Source organism: Sphingomonadaceae bacterium OTU29LAMAA1, from assembly GCA_024072375.1.
Classification (GTDB): Bacteria; Pseudomonadota; Alphaproteobacteria; order Sphingomonadales; family Sphingomonadaceae; genus Sphingomonas.
This window is the reverse complement of sequence record CP099617.1, coordinates 2,183,639-2,202,780: the sequence shown is the minus strand read 5'-3', so window position 1 is coordinate 2,202,780 and position 19,142 is coordinate 2,183,639. Positions and strand designations below refer to the sequence as shown.

The window sequence follows — 19,142 nt, the reverse complement described above, 5'->3', positions numbered from 1 at the left end:
GTTCCTGTTCAAGGTCTGGGACTCCCCATCAATCGTCGTAGAATGCCTTCGCGAATCCCGCGATCGGCGATGCCCAGCCGTTCCGCGGGCCACAAGTCCAGGATCGTCTCCAGGATCGCGCAGCCGGCGACGACCAGATCGGCGCGCTCGGTGCCGATGCAGGCGAGTTGCGCGCGCTCGCGTACCGACTTGCGTGACAGATCCTCGCTGATCCGCCGCATCGAATCCGACGGTACGATCAGGCCGTCGACCTGCGCCCGGTCGTAATGGCTGAGGCCCAGGTGGACACTTCCGAGCGTCGTCACCGTGCCGCTGGTGCCGAGCAGCCGGGGCCGCGCCACGTTCTTGGGCAGGCGTGCGGCGAAATCCGCGAAACTGTCCGCGACGATGCCGCGCATCCGCTCGTACGCGACCAGCCGACCGTCCTCGCCCTCACCGCCGCCGGCATGTTCGGTCAGCGACACGACACCCCAGGGCGCCGAATGCCAGTCGAGCACCCGCGGCATCGCGCCCCGCGTGGTGTCGATCAGCACCAGTTCGGTCGATCCGCCGCCGATGTCGAAGATCAATGCGGGGTCGTCACCCGGCTCGATCAGCGCATGACAGCCGAGCACCGCCAGCCGCGCCTCTTCCTCCGCTGAAATGATGTCGAGGTGGATGCCGGTTTCGGCATAGGCGCGGGCGATGAATTCAGGCCCGTTGGCGGCGCGGCGGCATGCCTCGGTCGCGACCGAACGCGCGAGCGTGACGTTGCGGCGCTTCAGCTTGTCCGAACAGACGCGCAGGGCCGCGATCGTGCGTTCTATCGCGGCATCGCTCAATCGCCCGGTGGCGGCCAGTCCCTCGCCCAGTCGCACGATTCGCGAAAATGCATCGATCACGGCGAAGCCGTCGCCCTGCGGCCGGGCGATCAGCAGCCGACAATTGTTGGTGCCGAGGTCCAGCGCAGCGAACGCCTGCGCATCGGACCAGCGGCCGCGCTGCGGCCGGGCAGGCGCCGGACGGGCAGGGGGTTCCTGCCGGTACGGCATTCGGGCGGATCCATCCCCCATAGCCGTGGTGACTTTCTGTTCGATACTGCCGTCGCAGGACGATACCTGCTCGGTGCTTGCCCCTCAGGTAGCGTGGTCGACCGCTTGCGACAAGCCGAGCGCGTTTGCCCCGTTGACACCAATCGCACCGACGCCTAGATGCGCGCCTCGCTGGTGCCCCGTCGTCTAATGGTAAGACTGCGGTTTCTGATACCGCCTATTGAGGTTCGAATCCTCACGGGGCATCCAGGCGTCCCTCCCCATATCTTCGATCCGACGTGTAGCCGATCGGATCCGGCGGGCAGGATGTGCGGCGAGTACCCCCAGATTGTTTTAAAAGTCCACCTTTTGCAAAGGCTTCTGCCGGTAGCATGATCGGGAAGAGAGCCGCGCCCGGTCATCGAGGCGGGGCTCCCGAACGGGGGATGCGGGCGTGACGGCGATTCGGCTGTTGATCATCGAGGATTCGGCCACGGTACGCGCGGTGATCGAGCAGATCGTCGAACAGGAGCCTCATGCGAGCGTTGTCGGGGTTGCCGAAAGCGCGGAAAGCGCGCGGGTGCTGCTCGACACCACCAAGCCCAATATTATAACGCTGGATCTGCATATGCCGGGTATCGGCGGCATGGCGTTCCTGAGCGAATTGCACGGCATGCGGCGCGCACCGGTCGTGGTGGTGTCGAGCGCGACGACCGCCGGTTCGACGGACGCGGAGGAGGTCGTCAAGCGCGGAGCCGCTGACTGGTTCGACAAGCATCGTATCATCGCCGAGGCGAAACAGTTTCGGGCCTTGCTGCGCCGGACCATCGACAAGCGCGAGAAGGCCCTGCTGAAGGGAGCTTATATCTAGCGCCGGCATGGCGCGGCTGCCGGATATTGCGAGGATCGAGACGATGAGAGTGGTGCTGGGTATCGACGCGGCCTGGACCGCCACCCGGCCGAGCGGCGTTGCGCTTGCCGTCGAACGCATGGGCCGATGGACGTTGCTGGCGGTGACGCCGTCCTACGACCGGTTTCTGGCACTGGCATCGGGGAACGACCGCGCGGCAAGGATCGGCGGATCGGTGCCCGATGCGCAGGCGTTGCTAAGTGCGGCGGCACGGATCGCGGGCGTGCCAGTGTCGCTCGTCGCGATCGACATGCCCTTGTCGCTGGAGCCGATCACGGGGCGCCGGCCGTCGGATAACGCGATCGCGCGGGCGTTCGGCGCACGCCATTGCTCGACCCATTCGCCGGGTGCAGTGCGGCCCGGACCGTTGAGCGATACCTTGCGGGCCGGCTTCGCCGCCGCTGGCTGTCCCCTGCAGATGCACGACGCGAGCACGGGCGGGCTGATCGAGGTCTATCCGCATCCGGCGCTGGTCGTGCTGGCGGGCGCTGCGCGACGCTTGCCATACAAGGCGGGGAACACGACGAAATACTGGCCGGGTGAGCCGCTCGCAGTCCGACATGCGCTGTTGCGGGAGCAATGGCAGCGAATCGCGGCACTGCTGGCAACCCGGATCGACGGGGTTGCCGCGCAATTGCCGCCGCTGCCCGAACAGGCGAACGGGGCGGAACGCAAGGCGCATGAGGATATGCTGGATGCGATCGTATGCGCGTGGATCGGGGCGGAGGCGCTGACCGGACGGGCGGAAGCCTACGGCGATGCCGTCTCCGCAATCTGGGTGCCGCGCGAGCGGGCTGGAACGGAGCCTCCGGTCGCCGGTTGAGCGGCGATGCCGGCCTTCGATCCACGCTCCACCGCCCTCGTCCTCATCGACCTGCAACAGGGAATCGTCGCCGGCGACAAGGGGCCGCATGACGCGGCTGCCGTGATCGCGGCGGGCAAGACGCTGGCGGAGCGGTTCCGGGCGCATCACGCGCCGGTGGTGCTGGTCCATGTCGGCTTCACCGCCGACACCACGCCGAGCCAGGTCGTCGACCAACCAAGCCTGCCGGCGCCGGCGATGCCGCCCGGGTTCAGCGAATTGGTCGATGGGTTGCAGCAGGACGGCGATGTCGTCGTGTTGAAGCGGCATTGGGGTGCGTTCACCGGCACCGATCTGGACCTGCACCTGCGCCGCCGCGGCGTGAAGACGCTGGTGATCGCGGGCATTGCGACCAATTTCGGAGTGGAGTCGACGGCGCGCACGGCATGGGAATTGTCGTACGACGTCGTGATCGTCGAGGATGCCTGCACATCGCGATCGGCGGAGCTGCACGATTTCACGATACGTCACATCCTGCCGCAGATATCGCGGGTGGTGACGATCGCGGACGTAGCGTTCGGCTGACGCAGGGTAACGATCAGGCCGCTTCGGCGATCAGCTTGGCCGCTGCCGCGCCGTTCCATTCGTTCCCCCCGTTCCAGCGCCACACCTCCTTGCCGGCGGAGTCGAACAGGATTGTCGTCGGCAGGTTGGCGTTCCAGCCGAGCGACAGCGTCATCTTGTCATCCAGATAAGGTGTCAGCGACGGCGCGCCATGTTCCTTCAGGAAGCCGGGTACCTTGGCCGCAGCGCCGGTATCCTGACTGATCGCGGCGACGCGGACGGTGCCGCCCTTGGCCAGTGCTTCCAGCGTCGGCAGTTCGGCAACGCAGGGGCCGCACCACGTCGCCCACAGGTTGACCAGCACCGGCTTACCCCGGAATGCGGCGAGGCTGGTCGGCTTGCCCGCGGCATCCTTGAACATCGTCGCCGGCGCAGTTTCTCCCTTGTGGCTGCGATCGACGCCGACCATCGTGGCCGGCGTGGAGCCGGTGGCTTCGTCGGGCGATGCGGCCGTGGCGTTCGCCGGAGTCTGCGCGGCTTGCTCGGGGGCGGCGCTTTGCCTATCGCAACCGGCGGCGGTCAGCGCCAGGAGACAGGCAATCGCTACGCGCGAGGATGACGGCAGGGACATGACGGGTTCCAATTCGATGTGGGGCGGCAGGTTCGCCGAAGGCCCGGCAGCGGTGATGCGTGAGATTAACGCCTCGATCCCGTTCGACAAGCGAATGTGGCGGCAGGATATCGCCGGATCGAAGGCGCATGTCGCGATGCTGGCACGGCAGGGCATCGTCTCGACCGATGACGCTGCGACGATCGACGCCGGGCTCGACACCGTGGCCGCGGATTATGCTGCGAACGGTGTGCCGGAGGATCTGGCGCTCGAAGACATCCACATGCTGACCGAGGCGAAGCTTGCCGAGGCGATCGGGCCGGTCGCGGGACGGCTGCACACTGCCCGGTCGCGCAACGATCAGGTCGCAACCGATTTTCGGCTGTGGGTGCGCGATGCGATCGATCAGGTGCTTGTAGCGCTGGCCGAACTGACGAATGCGCTGCTGACCCGTGCGGAAGAGCATGCCGATGCGGTGATGCCGGGCTTCACCCATCTGCAATCCGCGCAGCCGGTGACGCTGGGCCACCATCTGATGGCCTATGTCGAGATGGTTGCGCGCGATATCTCACGGTTCCGCGATGCGCGGGCGCGGATGAACCTGTGTCCGCTCGGATCGGCGGCGCTGGCGGGGACCAGCTTTCCGCTCGACCGGCAGATGACGGCGCGGGCGCTCGGCTTCGACGGGCCGACGCGCAACAGTCTGGACGCCGTCAGCGACCGCGACTTCGCGATCGATTATCTTACCTGTGCGACGCAGACGTCGCTGCATCTGTCGCGACTGGCCGAAGAGTTCGTGCTGTGGGCGTCGCAGCCGTTCGGCTTCGTCGCGCTCAGCGACCAATGGTCGACCGGCAGCTCGATCATGCCGCAGAAGCGCAATCCCGACGCCGCCGAACTGGTCCGCGGCCATGCCGGGCGGATCATGGGTTGCCAGACCGCGCTGATGGTGACGATGAAGGGCCTGCCGCTCGCCTATTCCAAGGACATGCAGGACGACAAGCCGCCGGTGTTCGAGGCGCACGACCTGCTCGGCCTGTCGATCGCGGCGATGACCGGCATGATCGCCAGCGCGACCTTCCGCACCGACCGGATGCGCGGGCTGGCCGAGAGCGGTTTCGCCACCGCCACCGACTTCGCCGACTGGCTGGTGCGCGAGGCGGGGTTGCCGTTCCGCGAGGCGCACCACGTCACCGGTCGTGCGGTGAAGCGCGCCGAGGAGCTGGGCGTGCGGCTCGACCAGCTAGCCTATGCGGAGTTTCAGGCGATCGATCCGCGCGTCAACGAAAGCCTGTACGACGTGCTATCGGTCGACGCCTCCGTCGCCAGCCGCACCAGCTTCGGCGGCACTGCGCCTGCCAATGTGCGCGCCGCGATCGCCGCCGCGCGGGAGACGCTGTGATGAAACGCTTGATCCCCTTCGCGCTGGCGCTGGCGCTCGCCGGCTGCGGCGCGGCCAAACAGCTGGAGCCGGCAGAAGGCGCATCGTTGCCACCTGCGCCGTATGGCGCGAAGGCGACGCCGACGCCGGCGCAACTGCTCACGCCCACCACGCAACAGCGTCCGCAGCGCAGCACCGAACTCCTGAGGAATTCGGAACAGCGCCGCAGCGACGAGTTCGACCTTCCGCCGAACTGAGCCAGCATTGATCCTGTCATGAACCATTTCGATTACCGCGACGGCATCCTCCATTGCGAGGATGTGGCGCTCACCCGTATCGCCGAAGAGGTGGGGACGCCGGTCTACGTCTATTCCACCGCGACCTTTCGCCGCCATGCGCAGGTGTTCCGCGACGGGCTGAAGGACGTCGGTCGCATCCATCTCGCCTATGCGATCAAGGCCAATCCCAACGTCGCCGTGCTGCGCGTGCTCGCCGACGAAGGCTATGGCGCCGACGTGGTGTCGGGCGGCGAGATGGCGCGGGCGCTCGCCGCGGGCATCCCGGCAGCGGACATCGTATTCTCCGGCGTCGGCAAGACCCGCGGCGAACTGTCCCGTGGGATCGACGAGGGCATCGGCCAGTTCAATCTGGAGCTGGAGGAAGAGGGCGTCGTCCTCGCGCAGATCGCGCATGCGAAGGGCAAGGTTGCCCCCGCGACGCTGCGCGTGAATCCGGATGTCGATGCGGGCACCCATGCCAAGATTTCGACCGGGCGTGCCGAGAACAAGTTCGGCGTGCCGATCGATCAGGCACCGGCGATGTTCGACCGGCTGGCCCCGCTCGACGGGCTCGATCTGCGCGGCGTCGCCTGTCATATCGGCAGCCAGCTCGCCGATCTGTCGCGGCTGGAAGAGGCGTATCGCCGCATCGGCCAGCTGGTCGCCGACCTGCGCGCCGCCGGCCACACGATCAGCCGCGTCGATCTGGGCGGTGGTCTGGGCGTGCCGTACAAGCAGGACGACGTGCTGCCGAGCCCGGCCGATTACGGTGCGATGGTCGCGCGGGTGACCAGAGGCTGGGACGTCGAGCTGATGTTCGAACCCGGCCGCGTCATCGCCGGCAATGCGGGCGTGCTGCTGACCGAGGTGATCTGGGTGAAGCCCGGCGTCACCAACCCCTATGTCATCGTCGATGCGGCGATGAACGACCTCGCGCGGCCGGCGCTCTATGACGCGTGGCACGATTTCGACGCGGTAACGCAGACGGACGAGCGGATGACCGCCAACATCGCCGGGCCGGTCTGCGAAAGCGGCGACACCTTCGCCATGGGGCGCGAGATCGCCACCGTGAAGAGCGGCGATCTCGCCGTGTTCCGCACCGCCGGCGCCTATGGTGCGACGATGGCGTCGACCTACAACAGCCGCGCGCTGGTGCCCGAGGTGCTGGTCGACGGCGACCGGTTCGCGGTGGTCGCCGATCGCATCGTGCCGGAAACGATCCTGGCCGCCGAACGCGTGCCGGAGTGGCTGAACCGGTGACGCTGCACAGCCTGCCGCTGTTCGTCCGGCTGGCGGGCCGTCCGGTGATCCTGCTGGGGGAGGGCGAAGCGGCGGACGCCAAGCGCCGCCTGCTCGAACGCGCCGGTGCGATCATCGTCGGCGAGGATGCGGCGGCATCGCTGGCGATCGTCGCGATCGACGATGAGGGCGAGGCGCTGGCGGCGGTCGCCCGACTGAAGGCGCGCGGGCTGCTGGTCAACGCCGTCGATCGGCCGGAGCATTGCGATTTCACCACGCCTGCCATCATCGATCGTGCGCCGGTGTTGATCGCGATCGGCACCGGCGGCGTCTCGGCAGGATTGGCGGCGGCGCTGCGGCAGCGGCTGGAGGCGCTGCTTCCCGCAGGTCTCGGCCTGCTTGCCGAACGGTTGCAGGCGGCGCGGCCGGCGTTGCGGCGGCGGTATCCCGATGGCGGCGAGCGTCGGCGCGCACTGGGCGCGGCGATGGCGGCGGGTGCGCCGCTCGACCCGCTGGCGGGCGATGCGGATGTCGAGCGCTGGCTGTCGGACGATCAGGCGCGCGAGGCGGGATCCGTCCGAATCGTGCTTACCTCCGTCGATCCGGACGATCTGACGCTGCGGCAGGCGCGCAGCCTCGCCAATGCCGATCGCGTGCTCCACCATCCCGGCGTCCCGGCTGCGATCCTCGACCGCGCGCGCGCCGATGCGGTGCGGCAGGTATGGGCACCCGGGCTTTCGTCCGAACCCGGCCTCACGGTCGAAGTAACGATGGCATGAGCGGCTTCGGCTATCGGATCACCGGCGGCACGGCGACGCGCGTCGAGGTGAAGGAGGCGCTGTCCTGCACCGCTGATTTCGTCTGGGTCCACCTCAACACCAACGAGGAACAGGCGCAGGAATGGCTGCGCAACGCCGCGAAACTCAGCGATTACGTCGTCGACGCGCTGACCGCGACCGAGACGCGGCCACGCTGCGAGGCGTTCGAGAATGGCGCATTGCTCAACCTGCGCGGGCGATCGTCGGAGGAAATGTCGTCGGGTGATCCGCTGGCATCGGTGCGGATCTGGGCGATCAAGGGTCGCGTCTATTCGGTGACCCGGCGACCGCTGATCGGTATTGCCGAGGTCGAGACGCAGGTGGAACAGGGTGGCATCGTCGATCCGGGCGACTTCATTGCCGCCGTGTCGACCGCGATCACCAGCGACCTCGATCCGCATGTCGCCGATCTCGGCGACGAACTGGACGATTGCGAGGAACGGCTCGACGCCAATCGCGTGTTCGACCTGCGCCGCACCGTCACCAAGGTACGGGTGACCGCGATCGGCTACCGCCGCTTCCTCGCCCCGCAACGCGCTGCGCTGGAGAAGCTCGCGACGCTGCCCGGCGAGTGGCTGGCCGAGGACGATCGCCGCCATCTCGCCGCCGCCGCCGATCGCGCAGCGCGCATGGCGGAAGAACTGGAATCGATCCGCGAGCGCGCTTCGCTGATGCACGAAGCGCTCACCGACTTGCGCAGCGAGCAGATCGACAGCCGCTCGCTGGTGATCTCGATCGTCGCGATGGTGTTCCTGCCGCTGACCTTCATCACCGGGCTGTACGGAATGAATGTCGCGCATCTGCCCTACGCGCAGGCGCCGTGGGCATTCGATGCGATCCTGGCGCTATGCGGTGCGATCACGATCGGGGTGATCGGCTATTTCGTCCAGCAACACTGGTTCCAGAAATAGCACATTCCTCCCCCGCAAGGGGGAGGTGGCGCGCCGAAGGCGTGACGGAGGGGGAGGTAGGCGACGTCCCCGGTAACGAAATCCTCAGGCCGCCCGCGCGGTACGCCAGGCTTCGGCGATCTCGCTCAGGCTGTCGGCCGCCGCGCGGAACGGGCGCGGATCGATCCCGACCGAAGCGTCGACCACCGTCCGGCGGATACCGGCGTAAAGCCGCGCGAGCGTGTTCGACACCTCGCCGCCGCGTTCGAAGTCGAGCCCCGATTCCAGCGCGAACAGGATCGCGGTAGCGCGGGTGATGCGCTCGCTCTTGGTGCGCAGCTGGTTGTTCTCGACCGCCCAGGCCGCTGCACGCAGCGCGGACACCAGTTCCTCGTACAGCAATTGCACGAGACCCGGCCCCTGCGCCTCGGCGGTACGGCCGACGACATCGATCTGGCGATAGGTGGCGTAGGGGTCGCCGGAGAGGAGCGTTGCGTAAGCCATCAGCTATCTTTGTTCCACGCCTTGATCTGGTTCTCGAGAAAGGTCTGGGTCGCCTTGTAGGCGGTGACCTTGCTGTTCATGCTCGAAAATTGCTGCGTCATCCGGGTCGTCATCGTCTCCGACTGCGACGCGATCTTTTCCTGTTCCAGCGACAGGTCGCTCTGCGCTTTGGTATAGCGCGTCGTCGACGCTCCCAGCCCGTAGAGGCTGCTGGAGGCGGCGAGAGAGATCGACGCGAGCGAACTGTTGAGGCCGATCGCGTTGCTCGACGTGGTCGCGAACATCGCCTCCACCTCGTCCGGATAGGTGGCGAGCGCCTTGTTGAGCGTGTCCGCGTTCACCGTCAGCGTGCCGTCGCGATTGGTGGCGATGCCCAGCTGGGCCAGCGTCGTCGGGGCACCCGCAGTGCTGGCCGAAGCGATCGATTTGGTGGTCAGCCCCTGTAACGAACGCAGCAGCGACTTCGCCGCATTGTCCGTCTTCAGATCGCCGTCGACCGCATTGGTCGCGTTCCTGGCACTGGCGTAGACCTGGTTGTAGGTTTCGACGAAATCCGCGACCGCCTGGCTCAGCGCGCTGGTCGGGCGCGTCGTCGTCAGCGACACGGGGGTGGTCGATACGGCACCCAGTTGCAGCTTCACGCCCGGCAGCAGATCGGTGATCGTGTTGCTCGCGCGCTGTACCGCGACGCCGTCGACGATCAGCTGGGCATTGGCGGCGGTGCCGGTCAGCGTGCCGGTGTTGACGCCGACGTTGAACTGGTTGAGCGCGCTGTTCGCATCGTCCGCCTTCAACGTGAAGGCCTGCGCCGACCCCGTATCGCCCTTCAGCGACAGCACCGCCTTGCCGTCGGCGTCGGTGATGACGCTGGCGGTAACGCCGGTCTTGGCGGCGTTGATCGCGGCGGCGATCCCGTCGGGGGTGCCGTTGGTCACGTCGATCGAAACCGCGGCGGTGCTGCCGGCGGTGAAGCCGGTCATCGCGGTGCCGGCGGCGTTATAGGTTGCGGTGCCCAGCGTCAGCGTCAGTTTGCCGGTGGCGATCGGCGTCGTCCGGCTCGCGACGCTGGCGGACCGCGCGCCCTGCGCGGTGGCGAGCGCGTTGACGGTCACGCTCGAATTCAGGTTGCCGACCTTCGCGCCGCTGATCGCCGAGGCGGACAGGACGCCGGTATTCGAGCTGACGGGCTGCGTCTGGAGCGCACCGCCGCCGGTCAGCGTGCCCAATGCGGTCGAGAAGTTGGCGATGGTGCTCTTGAGCGTGCTCGCAGCCGAAATCTGCGCGGTGAGCGCGGTGTTGCGGGCGGTGAGCGCGGCGGTCTTGGCGGCGAACTGCGCCTGGACCAGCTGGGTGACCAGTGTGTCGGTATCGACGCCCGACCCGGTGTTGAGCGAGGTGAGGATGCTTTGCGCGGCGCTTTTGGTGACCCCTGCGGCCGTGGAGACCGTGGGTGTCGGGGTGCTCGTCGTTGCAATCGTGGTGGCCATCGTCGAACTCCGCGCTTCATCACTGTTAACGGCCGCTGCCGGCAAAGATTAAGAGGATTTCCGTTCGATCTTGATGCCGTGTTCGTCGAACCGGGCGGTCTCCGGCACGTCGATCGGCGGCTGTTCGGTCCCGCCCGCTGCGGCGTTCAGGTTGAAGACGAAGGCGAGCACGGTGGCGATCGCGACGTACAGGTCGTCGCGCACCTCCTGGCCCTCGCGGCTGGTGTAATAGACCGCGCGGGCGAGCATCGGATATTCGAGGATCGGTATGCGGCTTTCGCCTGCCACCTCGCGGATCGCCAGCGCGGTCGCGCCGCGACCCTTCGCCACGACGACGGGCACCTGATCCTTGCCGCGATCGTATCGCAACGCGACGGCGAAATGCGTCGGGTTGGTGAGCACCACATGCGCCTCCGCCACCGCTTTCCGTACGCCGCCGGTCGCCATCGCGCGCTGCATCGCACGCTGATGGCCCTTCGCCTCGGGCGAGCCTTCGCTCTCCTTATGCTCGTCGCGCACCTCCTGCTTGGTCATGCGCAGCTTCGACAGCAGCTGGACGATCTGGATCGGCACGTCGAACAGCGCGATGGCGAGCAGGCCGCCGGCCATCGCGATCATGATGCCGATGAAGGTGCCGCCCAGCGCCGCGACGGCATCGCCCAGGCTAGATGAGGACAGGCCCAGCGTGGTGCGGCTCGACTTCCACAGCATATAGCCGCCGATCACACTCAGCAGCACGACCTTCAGCAGCGACTTGCCGAGCTCGATCCAGCCCTGCGGCCCGATGATCCGCTTCAGTCCGGACGCCGGATTGATGCGGTTGCCCTTGAAGGCGAACAATTTGCTGTTCCACGTCAGCGATCCGAGGCCGGCCGAACTGACGATCGTCGCGATCACGCTGACCGCGAACAGCGTGATGAGCGAGGGCAGCAGCTTGGTACCCGCCTCCTGCAACGGCCGCCACGGCGAGAAATCCTCGACGTCGCCGCGGTCGAACTGGAAGCTCGCCGCCATCACCGCCTTGCACGCCGCGACCAGCGATGGACCAGCGAAGATCAGCCAGGCGACACCCGCCATGACCACCAATGCCGTCGCGAGGTCCTTCGACTTGAGGATGTTGCCATCCTCCGCCGCCTTTTCCTTGCGCTTGGGTGTTGGTGCTTCTGTCTTGTCGCCACCGGATTCCGACATCAGCCGCCCGCCATCGCTTGGGTGGCGGCCAGTCCCTCGCGTATGATGACCAGCATGTAATCGCCCATCGCCGGAAAGGCGACGGCGAGCGCGACCACGCCGACGGCCGTGCTGGCCGGCAGGCCGACCGAGAACAGGTTGAGCGCCGGTGCGGCGCGGCTGACCATGCCGACGATCAGGTTGAGGCAGAGCAGCAGGAAGCCGACCGGCAGCGCGAGCAGCAGGCCGGCGAGAAAGGCATAGCCGCCGAAAAAGGCGATCTGTTTCAGCCGGTCGGGCGCGACCCAGGTACCGGGGGGCATCGTTTCATAGCTTTTGACCAGCAACTCGACGAGGACGAGGTGCCCGTCGACCGACAGGAACAGCAAGGTCAGCATGACGGTGAAGAACTGGCCTAGCGCGGGCGACGAACGGCCGTTCTGCGGATCGACCGACGAGGCAAAGCCGATGCCCATCGATCCGCCGATCATCTCCGATGCGATCATTGGCGCGGCGAACGCGATCTGGAGGATGAAGCCGATGGCCGCGCCGACGAGCGCTTCGGCGAAGATCGCGAGGAAGGTCGCCACCGCGAAAATCTGCGCCGGCGGCACGATCGGATGAACAGCGAGCACGAAGATGCCGATCGCGCCGGACAGGCCGATGCGGACGGGGAGGGGGATCGACACCGCACCGAACACCGGCGCGACGACGAACGCCGCCCCGATCCGCACCATGACGAAGATCAGCGCCCAGAGTCTGGGTTCGATGGCTAAGCCGAAACCCAACACTACGCAGCGCTCGTCGCCGGGCAAACGCCCGCCAAACCACCTTCGTCACCCCGGACGCGTTCCGGGGTGCAACGTGAGGCTGGTGGCATCCATGGAGCCTCCAGCCCTTCCGCCGCAGACCAGTGGATCCCGCAACGAGTCCGGGGTGACGCGGGTGGTTTGGCGAACACTATTTCACCAGTTCCGGAATGCGTTCGAACATGCCCACGGTGAAATCCGTCAGCAACCCGAGGATCAGGCTGCCGAAGATCAGGATCGAAAACGCCACCACCAGCAACTTCGGCACGAAGCTGAGCGTCTGTTCGTTGATCGACGTCGCCGCCTGGATCATGCCGAGGATCAGGCCGGCGAGCAGCGCGGGGATCAGGATCGGAGCGGTGGCCAGCGCCAGCACCCACATCGTCTGGTTGGCGACGGTGAGGAAATAATCGGCGTCCATCTAGCGGATCCTCACGTCGCGAACGAATTGGCGAGGCTGCCCATGGTCAGCGCCCAGCCATCGACCAGCACGAACAGCAACAGCTTGAACGGCAGCGAGATGATCGTCGGCGACAGCATCGCCATGCCGAGCGCCATCAGCACCGTCGCGACGACGAGGTCGATGACGATGAACGGCAGGAACATCAGGAACCCGATCTGGAACGCGGTCTTCAGCTCCGACGTGACGAAGGCGGGCAGCAATACGGCGAACGGGATGTCGTTGGGCGACGTGTACGGGCCCGACTTCGCCATGTCGGCGAACATGGTCACGTCCTTGATCCGCGTCTGCTTGACCATGAAGGCGTGGAGCGGCGCTCCGGCGCGCTCGATCATCTGCGTGCCGGCCAGCTGCCCGGCGGCATAGGGCTGGATCGCCTGCGTGTTCATCTGGCTGATCGTCGGCGCCATGATGAACAGCGACAGGAACAGCGCGAGGCCGATCAGCACCTGGTTGGGCGGTGTCTGTTGCAGGCCCATCGCCTGGCGCAGCACGGCCAGCACGATCACGATCCGGGTGAAGCTGGTCATCATCAGCAGGATGCCCGGCAGGATCGTCAACAGGCCCATGATGATGAGGACCTGCAGCGACAGCGACAGCGGCGCGCTCTGCGTCCCGCCGGATGCCGCGCCCGCACTCAGCTGGCCGAGCGCGCGATCCACAGCATCGCCGACGCCCGGTGCAGGTGCTGCGGGAGCGGCCTGCGCGAAGGCCGGCATCGCGACGAGCAGCGCCAGCGCGATGGCGAGGATCGCCCAGACCCATTTGTAGCCGCGCGCCGTCGCGCCGGTCGTGCGGCGGACGGGCCTGAACAATGCGGGACCATGGCCCCGCCGCGTCACGGTCGGCGTCACTGGTCCACCTTGTCGATCAGGTTGACGCCGCCACGGCCGACCGAGACGAGCAGGCGCTTGCCCTCGAAATCGAGCACCGCAAGGCGCAGGCCGGGAGAGATCATCATCGTTTCCCGGACCGCGATCAGCCGGTTGGACGGTTTGCCGCCACCGGGCATCCGCGTTTCCAGCTTCCGCCATGCGTACAGGCAGCCGATCATCAGGCCGCACACCAGCGGCAGCAGGATCACGAGCTTGAGGATATAGGACCAGAGCATGATCGCGCCTCAGTTCCGCGCCGCGGATTTGTCGGGCGTGACCAGTTCGGTCATGCGCACGCCGAAGCGATCGCCGACCGTCACAACTTCGCCGCGGCCGATCAGCGTGCCGTTGACGAACACGTCGAGCAGTTCGTTCGCCTGGCGATCCAGCTCGATCACGCTCGATTCGCCCAGCGCCAGCAGTTCGCGCAACGTCAGCGAGGTCGAGCCGATCTCGACCGTCAGCTTGACGTCGACATCCTGCAACAGCCGGAAATTGGCGGCCACTCCGGCATCTAGCGGGAAGCCGCCGGTCATGTCGTTCATGCGTCAGGTCCTTCGTCGTCGAATCGGGCAAGAGAGGTCAGGCGGACGGCGGCATGGCCGTTGGAGGTGCCGACGGTACCGCGCCCAAGGCAATCGGTTCCGACCATTACCGGCACCTGCGGTTCGATGCTGATCGGGATCACGTCGCCCTGTTTCAGGTTCATCAGCATCGACAGCGGCACCACCGGCTCGGCGAGCACCGAGCGGATCGGAAAACGGACGTTCATCGCCGCGCGGGTCAGCGAGGTGCGCCATGCGGGGTCCGCCTCCTGCTTGTCGAGCACCTTGCCGGTCAGCGTCGGCGCATGCGGCTTCAACGCGGTGACCGGATAGATCAGGTCGACGAAGACGGGACGGTCGTCGCCCGCAGCGATGCCGAATCGGGTGACGATCATCGCGTCGTCGGCGTCGGTCGACAGCATCGCGGCATTGGATTCGACATGCGTCGGGGTAAAATCGATACGGGCGAGCGGTTCCCACGCGGTGCGCAGCGGCCCCGCGATGGTCTGGCCGATCTTGGCCACCATTGCATCCGCCGCCGGCGAGAATTCGGTCGGCATCATCAGCGGGGTCGCGCCGTTGCCGCCGAAAAACAGGTCGAGCAGCTGCAATACGAAGGTGCCATCGAGGACGCACAGGGCGTTGGCACCCTGCGGCGACATCGTCATCGGCAACCATGCGGTCAGCAGATCGCCCTTCTCTGAACGGTAATCCCCGAAACGCTGGACCACGAGCGGTTCGGCCCAGGCCCGCACTTCACGTCGCAGCAACGGCTCGAACACGCCACGCAGCGACCGCGCGAGACGCGCGGACAAATGCTGCAGCGTATGCAGATCGCCGAACGGATTGAGCTTGGTCGCGCCCAGCCCCGCCGCATGCGCGGCGGGTGTGCGATCCCGCGTCCGTCGTTCGGAGGTTGCCTCGGCGTTAACCATGACCTCACTGAACAACGAAATTGGTAAAGTAGACGTTACGAACGCCGCCGAATCCTTCTTTCTGCTCTAAAATTCCGTTGATCGCCTTCGCCAGCCGCTGCTGCATCTGCAATTTGCCGGCGGACGTGAACACCTGCTCCTCTGGCGTATCGCCGAGGGTGAGCAGCACCGCGGAGCGTACGGCGATGTCGTTGGTCTTCAGATTCTCGATGACCGTGTCGTCGTACGGCGTCGAGATCGCGATGCCGACCTGGATGACATGAACCGAATCCTGCAGGTTCGAGGTGAACTGCGGGTCCATCGTGTAATAGTTGGAGGCATATTGATCGCCGCCACCGCCCGACGGCACGTGCTTGCCGCCGCTGCCCGACGATTCGCCGCCTCCGCCATGTTCGCCTCCGCCTTCACCGCCCTCGGCAGGACGCTTCTGTTCGGATTTGGGCACCAGCTTGGGTCCGTGCTCCTCCGCTGCCGCGGCATGGCCGCCGCCGATCAGGCCGGCACTGGCGGCGTAGACGCCCGCGCCCACGCCGCCGCCGACCAGCACGACCAGCGCGAGCGCCATGATCACGATCTTCATCTTGCCGCCCTTCTTCTTGGGCGCGTCGGCTTCGGGTTTGTCGCTCATCGTCAGTGATCCTCAGGCAAATGTCAGGCGATGCGGCCGTTGGTGCCAGCATCGGTATCGGTGGAGGGGGCCCGCGCCGGTGCCGGCTGGCGGGCCGGGGCGGTATGCTGTTGCTGCCGGGGCTGCTGCTGCCCGGCTTGCGGCTGGGCCTGACCCTGGCCCTGCGTGGCCGTCTGCTGCTGCGCGCTGCCGGCTGGCGATTGACCGCCGGGCTGGGATTGCGGCTGCGACGACGACTGGCCGGCGCCGGACTGGGTTGCAGGCGCGGGCTCGACGATCGTCTGGCCGATCCGCAATCCACGCTCCTGCGCGACCTCCGCCAGCCGTGGCTGCGCGTCCTCGATCAGGGCGCGGGTGGTGCCATTGTCCGCGGCGAAGCGGACGTGGATCGCATCGCCCACCATCCGGACGGAGATATCGATCGCGCCGAGCGCATCGGGGACGAGGCGGATACGCGTGTCGTTCGCATTGGCCGCATCGCGCAACGCCTCGATCCGGTCGATCATATGCGTCGGCCAGCTATCCTGTCGCATGTCGAGCGTCGGCCGGGTCGTATCGACGACGGGTGAAGCGCCATGCGTCGGGGCGGCGGTGGCCAACGGGGCGACCGTCGTGGCGGCGGGATCGAGCGGTGCGACGCGCTTGCGCTCGTCGGCGCCGGTCGCGGCATGCTTCGCCGCACCGAACACTTCCGCCGCGGGAGCGGTGGTGCCTGCCGTCGGCTGCGACGGCGCCGCCGTTCGTGGACGAAGCGCCACGGTCTGGCGCGGCGTGCCGGACACTTCGCGCATGAACGTCGGTCGGGGCGTCGGGGCAGCGGCAGGGGTCGGGGCCGTCATGGTCCCGGCCGGCACCGCTTCCGGCGCGACATCGGACGCCGGGGATACGGCGGCAACCGCTACCGGCGCCGCGACGGCGATGACGGGCGTCGGCACAGACGTGGCAGCGGGCGTCGATGGTGCCGCATCGACGGAGCGAGACGGGCCGGCCGTATCGGCCATCGGTGCCGCACCGGAGTCGCGAACCGGGGATACGGTCGTCGAGCGGGCGTCGACCGTGACGGGCGAAGGATCGGAGGGAGCCGGTGCGGCAGGGACGCGGTCGTCCGGTGCCTGCTGCCCGGCTGGCGGACGCGCCACATCAATCAGCGGTGCGGGATCGGCAATGATAGCAGGTTGCGCAGCCGGGGTCGGCGAATCGGGCTTCGCGCGTTCGGGACCGGTTGGCGTAGCGACGCCTGCCGGTGCGGGCGTCGTGCCTCTGGCCGGGTCGGTCGCGGCGTTCGCAACCTGATCGACCGGCATGGCAGCGACCGTGCGCGGGGTCGGTTCTGCGCGATCCGGAGCAGGTGCCCCCGTCTCCATCCCCGTCGCCATCGCCGTCGCCGTCGCCGGCAGCGGAACTGCCGATGCGACGGCAGGGTCGCGTGTCGTCGCGCGAACTGGTCTCGCAACCGGATCGCGCGCGCGTCCGGCGGGGTCGATCACGCCGGGATCGGCTGGCAGCGGGGCTGCCGATGGAATCGCGGGACCGGGAACGCGCGGTGCAGAACGTTCGCGCGCGAACGATTCCGGCCTCTGCGGATCGGTGGCCTCGTCTTCTGACACCCGGATAGCCACCGGCGCAACCGCAGCGGGCTGCAGAATAGTCATCGGCGGAGCGGCGGCAGGGGAGCGCCTGGCACTCGCTGCGGCCGGAATTTCGCGCCGGGTATCGACGGCGTCCAACTTTGCCGGGGCCGGCTCGGGGACCACGGCCGATGCCGGAACCCGGTCGCCGACCTGCATGTCGGCCAGCGATCGTGCCGGCGCAGGCATTTCCGGCCGCTGCGATGGTGGTGGGGCGAGTGTGGCCGAATCACCGTTCGATGCGACGGACGTCGGCACTGGCGTAGTTCCGGGAAGGGTCGAAGCGTCGTCCGGTCGCGACCGGTTCTCCCGTGCAGGAAGGCGCGACGAAACCGGCGCCGCGCCCTTGGGCACAACGGCGACGTCCTGTACCACGGTCTGCACGACCGGCTGGACGGGAATCGTCGGGGCCTGTGCGACGGGCGCTATGGCTGGCGGTGTGGGTAGCGGCGCCGATGTGATCGTCTGATCGGCCCGGCCCGCCGGCAGCGGTGCAGCAAGCTCTGTTGCTTCCTCGTCCGCTGCTTCGACCGGCTCGTCAACCGCTGGTCCGGAGCTGGCCCTTATGGTGTGATGCCGGTTTTCCGGCGCCGCGTCGCGCCGCGTCACCACCCTGTCAGGGACGATATCGTCGGACACCGCTGGGGGAGCATCGGGTTCGGATGCGATCGCCGGCAGCGTGGCGTGCACGACCTGAAGTGCCGGCGCTTCCGATCCGGCCGGTGTCGCAGCCAGGGTCTCAGTTGCCGGCGATCCCTTGTGGCGCAGCGGCTTGGCGGGGTCGCCAGCCGTCGCCGCATCGATATCTGCCGACGCAGCGCGCTTTCGGGGCGCCGGAGAACTGGCCGGTACGCGAGCGAGCGGCTCTGCGACCGGCATGTCCGATGAGGGGCGACCCGACGTGTCACCCGTCGCCGCCTGCGAAGTTTGCGGCAGTGTCGCCGCCTGCGGCGTGTTCGTGGTCGTCGCGGCCTGCGGCGTGTCCGTCGGCTTCGCCGTCGCAGGCGAAGTCCCGGGCGTGGCGGCAAGGGGTTCGGCTATCGGCTCAGGCGGGATCGCCTGCGGTGTTGCGTCACCTGCCGGCGCATCGGGCATCGCTGCCCGCCCAGGTGCCAGCGGCCGAACCGCCGGTGTGTCTGGGAGGGGCGGCGCGACCGCAACGGCCGGTGCCGGTCTCGTCGTACTGCCCATCGCCAGCGCGCCGACGGACGTGCTGCCGTTCAGCACGGGCGTGCCGGTGAACACGAACGGCCGGTCGGGTCGCGCATCGGTGCCGGCGTTCGCCAGCGCAGGCGGGATCTCCATCGGCGCAGGCACGGCGATATTGACCGCAGGCAGCCACGCCAATGCCGGATCGATCGCGGCAGCATCGACGGTCGGCAGCGGCATGCCGGGAGCGGCAAGCGCTTGCCGGACCGGGTCGCCGGCGGCCAGCGGGATCGTGTTCGCCGGGGCATCGCCACTCACGCCGGCCATCTCCGGCAGGGTCGACATCGACAGCGCGAACAACTCGCCGCCAACCGGCAACGCACCCTTGCCCGGCTGGCCGGGAGTGGTCGGAACGATGGCTGCGGCGGCGTTGATCATCGATAGGTCTCG

At 67.6% G+C, this 19,142-nt stretch carries 21 protein-coding genes, 1 tRNA gene and 1 pseudogene; 9 read left to right on the top strand and 14 right to left on the bottom strand.

Annotation, left to right across the window (positions count from 1 at the left end):
- Window positions 1-8: 8 nt before the first annotated feature.
- Window positions 9-1,031 carry a Ppx/GppA family phosphatase gene (locus NF699_10760; protein USU03563.1) on the bottom strand — a complete coding sequence of 341 codons (1,023 nt, stop codon included), beginning with the start codon at window positions 1,029-1,031 and terminating at the stop codon, window positions 9-11.
- A 175-nt stretch (window positions 1,032-1,206) separates the two neighbouring features.
- Here NF699_10760 and NF699_10755 point away from each other — a divergent pair.
- The 4 genes from NF699_10755 (at window position 1,207) to NF699_10740 (ending at window position 3,307) form a co-directional block, all read left to right on the top strand.
- Window positions 1,207-1,280, top strand: a tRNA-Gln gene (locus NF699_10755).
- Between the two features lie 202 nt (window positions 1,281-1,482).
- Window positions 1,483-1,881: a response regulator gene (locus NF699_10750; protein ID USU03562.1), complete on the top strand. Its 399-nt coding sequence runs from the start codon at window positions 1,483-1,485 to the stop codon at window positions 1,879-1,881.
- Window positions 1,882-1,888: 7 nt separating this feature from the next.
- On the top strand, window positions 1,889-2,743 hold the full coding sequence (locus NF699_10745) for a DUF429 domain-containing protein (GenBank protein USU03561.1): 855 nt from the start codon (window positions 1,889-1,891) through the stop codon (window positions 2,741-2,743).
- Window positions 2,744-2,749: 6 nt separating this feature from the next.
- Window positions 2,750-3,307, top strand: a complete 558-nt coding sequence (locus tag NF699_10740) for a hydrolase (protein USU03560.1) — start codon at window positions 2,750-2,752, stop codon at window positions 3,305-3,307.
- Between the two features lie 13 nt (window positions 3,308-3,320).
- Here NF699_10740 and NF699_10735 read toward each other — a convergent pair whose 3' ends face one another.
- Window positions 3,321-3,917 carry a redoxin family protein gene (locus tag NF699_10735; protein USU03559.1) on the bottom strand — a complete coding sequence of 199 codons (597 nt, stop codon included), beginning with the start codon at window positions 3,915-3,917 and terminating at the stop codon, window positions 3,321-3,323.
- Between the two features lie 16 nt (window positions 3,918-3,933).
- Between NF699_10735 and argH the strand changes: the two genes are divergently transcribed.
- Genes argH through NF699_10710 form a run of 5 tightly spaced genes read left to right on the top strand, consistent with a single transcriptional unit; the run spans window position 3,934 to window position 8,523 of the window.
- Window positions 3,934-5,298 carry an argininosuccinate lyase gene (gene argH / locus NF699_10730; protein ID USU07055.1) on the top strand — a complete coding sequence of 455 codons (1,365 nt, stop codon included), beginning with the start codon at window positions 3,934-3,936 and terminating at the stop codon, window positions 5,296-5,298.
- Entirely contained in the window at window positions 5,298-5,534 is a 237-nt protein-coding gene (locus NF699_10725) for a hypothetical protein (protein USU03558.1), read from the top strand. Before argH ends, NF699_10725 begins: the two co-directional genes overlap by 1 nt.
- 18 nt (window positions 5,535-5,552) lie before the next feature.
- Entirely contained in the window at window positions 5,553-6,815 is a 1,263-nt protein-coding gene (lysA, locus tag NF699_10720) for a diaminopimelate decarboxylase (GenBank protein USU03557.1), read from the top strand.
- On the top strand, window positions 6,812-7,573 hold the full coding sequence (locus tag NF699_10715; protein USU07054.1) for a siroheme synthase: 762 nt from the start codon (window positions 6,812-6,814) through the stop codon (window positions 7,571-7,573). Before lysA ends, NF699_10715 begins: the two co-directional genes overlap by 4 nt.
- On the top strand, window positions 7,570-8,523 hold the full coding sequence (locus NF699_10710) for a zinc transporter ZntB (protein USU03556.1): 954 nt from the start codon (window positions 7,570-7,572) through the stop codon (window positions 8,521-8,523). The genes NF699_10715 and NF699_10710 overlap by 4 nt, the downstream gene beginning before the upstream one ends.
- Window positions 8,524-8,607: 84 nt before the next feature.
- Here NF699_10710 and fliS read toward each other — a convergent pair whose 3' ends face one another.
- From fliS to NF699_10650, 12 genes and pseudogenes are all read right to left on the bottom strand, one after another.
- The gene (gene fliS / locus NF699_10705) at window positions 8,608-9,006 is read right to left on the bottom strand and encodes a flagellar export chaperone FliS (GenBank protein ID USU03555.1); all 399 of its coding nucleotides are present in this window, start codon (window positions 9,004-9,006) and stop codon (window positions 8,608-8,610) included.
- On the bottom strand, window positions 9,006-9,845 hold the full coding sequence (gene fliD, locus NF699_10700) for a flagellar filament capping protein FliD (protein USU07053.1): 840 nt from the start codon (window positions 9,843-9,845) through the stop codon (window positions 9,006-9,008). Before fliD ends, fliS begins: the two co-directional genes overlap by 1 nt.
- A gap of 303 nt (window positions 9,846-10,148) precedes the next feature.
- Window positions 10,149-10,493 (bottom strand): annotated as a pseudogene (locus NF699_10695) (hypothetical protein).
- Between the two features lie 48 nt (window positions 10,494-10,541).
- Window positions 10,542-11,684 carry a flagellar type III secretion system protein FlhB gene (locus NF699_10690; protein USU03554.1) on the bottom strand — a complete coding sequence of 381 codons (1,143 nt, stop codon included), beginning with the start codon at window positions 11,682-11,684 and terminating at the stop codon, window positions 10,542-10,544.
- A complete protein-coding gene (gene fliR / locus NF699_10685) occupies window positions 11,684-12,454 on the bottom strand; it encodes a flagellar biosynthetic protein FliR (protein USU03553.1) in 771 nt (256 codons plus the stop codon). Before fliR ends, NF699_10690 begins: the two co-directional genes overlap by 1 nt.
- A gap of 169 nt (window positions 12,455-12,623) precedes the next feature.
- Window positions 12,624-12,893 (bottom strand): flagellar biosynthesis protein FliQ, encoded by a 270-nt coding sequence (fliQ, locus tag NF699_10680; GenBank protein USU03552.1) that lies wholly within the window; start codon window positions 12,891-12,893, stop codon window positions 12,624-12,626.
- A gap of 11 nt (window positions 12,894-12,904) precedes the next feature.
- Complete coding sequence (fliP, locus tag NF699_10675) at window positions 12,905-13,786, bottom strand: flagellar type III secretion system pore protein FliP (protein USU03551.1); 882 nt, start codon at window positions 13,784-13,786, stop codon at window positions 12,905-12,907.
- On the bottom strand, window positions 13,783-14,043 hold the full coding sequence (locus NF699_10670) for a flagellar biosynthetic protein FliO (GenBank protein ID USU03550.1): 261 nt from the start codon (window positions 14,041-14,043) through the stop codon (window positions 13,783-13,785). Before NF699_10670 ends, fliP begins: the two co-directional genes overlap by 4 nt.
- Window positions 14,044-14,052: 9 nt before the next feature.
- Window positions 14,053-14,352, bottom strand: coding sequence for a flagellar motor switch protein FliN (gene fliN, locus NF699_10665; GenBank protein ID USU03549.1), 300 nt, complete (start codon window positions 14,350-14,352; stop codon window positions 14,053-14,055).
- The gene (locus NF699_10660) at window positions 14,349-15,287 is read right to left on the bottom strand and encodes a flagellar motor switch protein FliM (GenBank protein ID USU03548.1); all 939 of its coding nucleotides are present in this window, start codon (window positions 15,285-15,287) and stop codon (window positions 14,349-14,351) included. The genes fliN and NF699_10660 overlap by 4 nt, the downstream gene beginning before the upstream one ends.
- 4 nt (window positions 15,288-15,291) lie before the next feature.
- Complete coding sequence (locus tag NF699_10655) at window positions 15,292-15,915, bottom strand: flagellar basal body-associated FliL family protein (GenBank protein USU03547.1); 624 nt, start codon at window positions 15,913-15,915, stop codon at window positions 15,292-15,294.
- A gap of 23 nt (window positions 15,916-15,938) precedes the next feature.
- Window positions 15,939-19,130 carry a flagellar hook-length control protein FliK gene (locus NF699_10650; GenBank protein USU03546.1) on the bottom strand — a complete coding sequence of 1,064 codons (3,192 nt, stop codon included), beginning with the start codon at window positions 19,128-19,130 and terminating at the stop codon, window positions 15,939-15,941.
- Window positions 19,131-19,142 lie beyond the last annotated feature (12 nt).

What these genes read in the sequence shown, in the direction of transcription:
- NF699_10745 (USU03561.1), top strand. Translation starts at nt 1,889, where the DNA reads ATGGCGCGGCTGCCGGATATTGCGAGGATCGAGACGATGAGAGTGGTG.
- fliS (USU03555.1), bottom strand. Translation starts at nt 9,006, where the DNA reads ATGGCTTACGCAACGCTCCTCTCCGGCGACCCCTACGCCACCTATCGC.
- NF699_10670 (USU03550.1), bottom strand. Translation starts at nt 14,043, where the DNA reads ATGCTCTGGTCCTATATCCTCAAGCTCGTGATCCTGCTGCCGCTGGTG.
- NF699_10655 (USU03547.1), bottom strand. Translation starts at nt 15,915, where the DNA reads ATGAGCGACAAACCCGAAGCCGACGCGCCCAAGAAGAAGGGCGGCAAG.
- lysA (USU03557.1), top strand. Translation starts at nt 5,553, where the DNA reads ATGAACCATTTCGATTACCGCGACGGCATCCTCCATTGCGAGGATGTG.
- NF699_10660 (USU03548.1), bottom strand. Translation starts at nt 15,287, where the DNA reads ATGGTTAACGCCGAGGCAACCTCCGAACGACGGACGCGGGATCGCACA.
- NF699_10760 (USU03563.1), bottom strand. Translation starts at nt 1,031, where the DNA reads ATGCCGTACCGGCAGGAACCCCCTGCCCGTCCGGCGCCTGCCCGGCCG.
- NF699_10710 (USU03556.1), top strand. Translation starts at nt 7,570, where the DNA reads ATGAGCGGCTTCGGCTATCGGATCACCGGCGGCACGGCGACGCGCGTC.
- NF699_10725 (USU03558.1), top strand. Translation starts at nt 5,298, where the DNA reads ATGAAACGCTTGATCCCCTTCGCGCTGGCGCTGGCGCTCGCCGGCTGC.
- fliQ (USU03552.1), bottom strand. Translation starts at nt 12,893, where the DNA reads ATGGACGCCGATTATTTCCTCACCGTCGCCAACCAGACGATGTGGGTG.
- NF699_10690 (USU03554.1), bottom strand. Translation starts at nt 11,684, where the DNA reads ATGTCGGAATCCGGTGGCGACAAGACAGAAGCACCAACACCCAAGCGC.
- NF699_10735 (USU03559.1), bottom strand. Translation starts at nt 3,917, where the DNA reads ATGTCCCTGCCGTCATCCTCGCGCGTAGCGATTGCCTGTCTCCTGGCG.
- fliN (USU03549.1), bottom strand. Translation starts at nt 14,352, where the DNA reads ATGAACGACATGACCGGCGGCTTCCCGCTAGATGCCGGAGTGGCCGCC.
- NF699_10650 (USU03546.1), bottom strand. Translation starts at nt 19,130, where the DNA reads ATGATCAACGCCGCCGCAGCCATCGTTCCGACCACTCCCGGCCAGCCG.
- NF699_10740 (USU03560.1), top strand. Translation starts at nt 2,750, where the DNA reads ATGCCGGCCTTCGATCCACGCTCCACCGCCCTCGTCCTCATCGACCTG.
- argH (USU07055.1), top strand. Translation starts at nt 3,934, where the DNA reads ATGTGGGGCGGCAGGTTCGCCGAAGGCCCGGCAGCGGTGATGCGTGAG.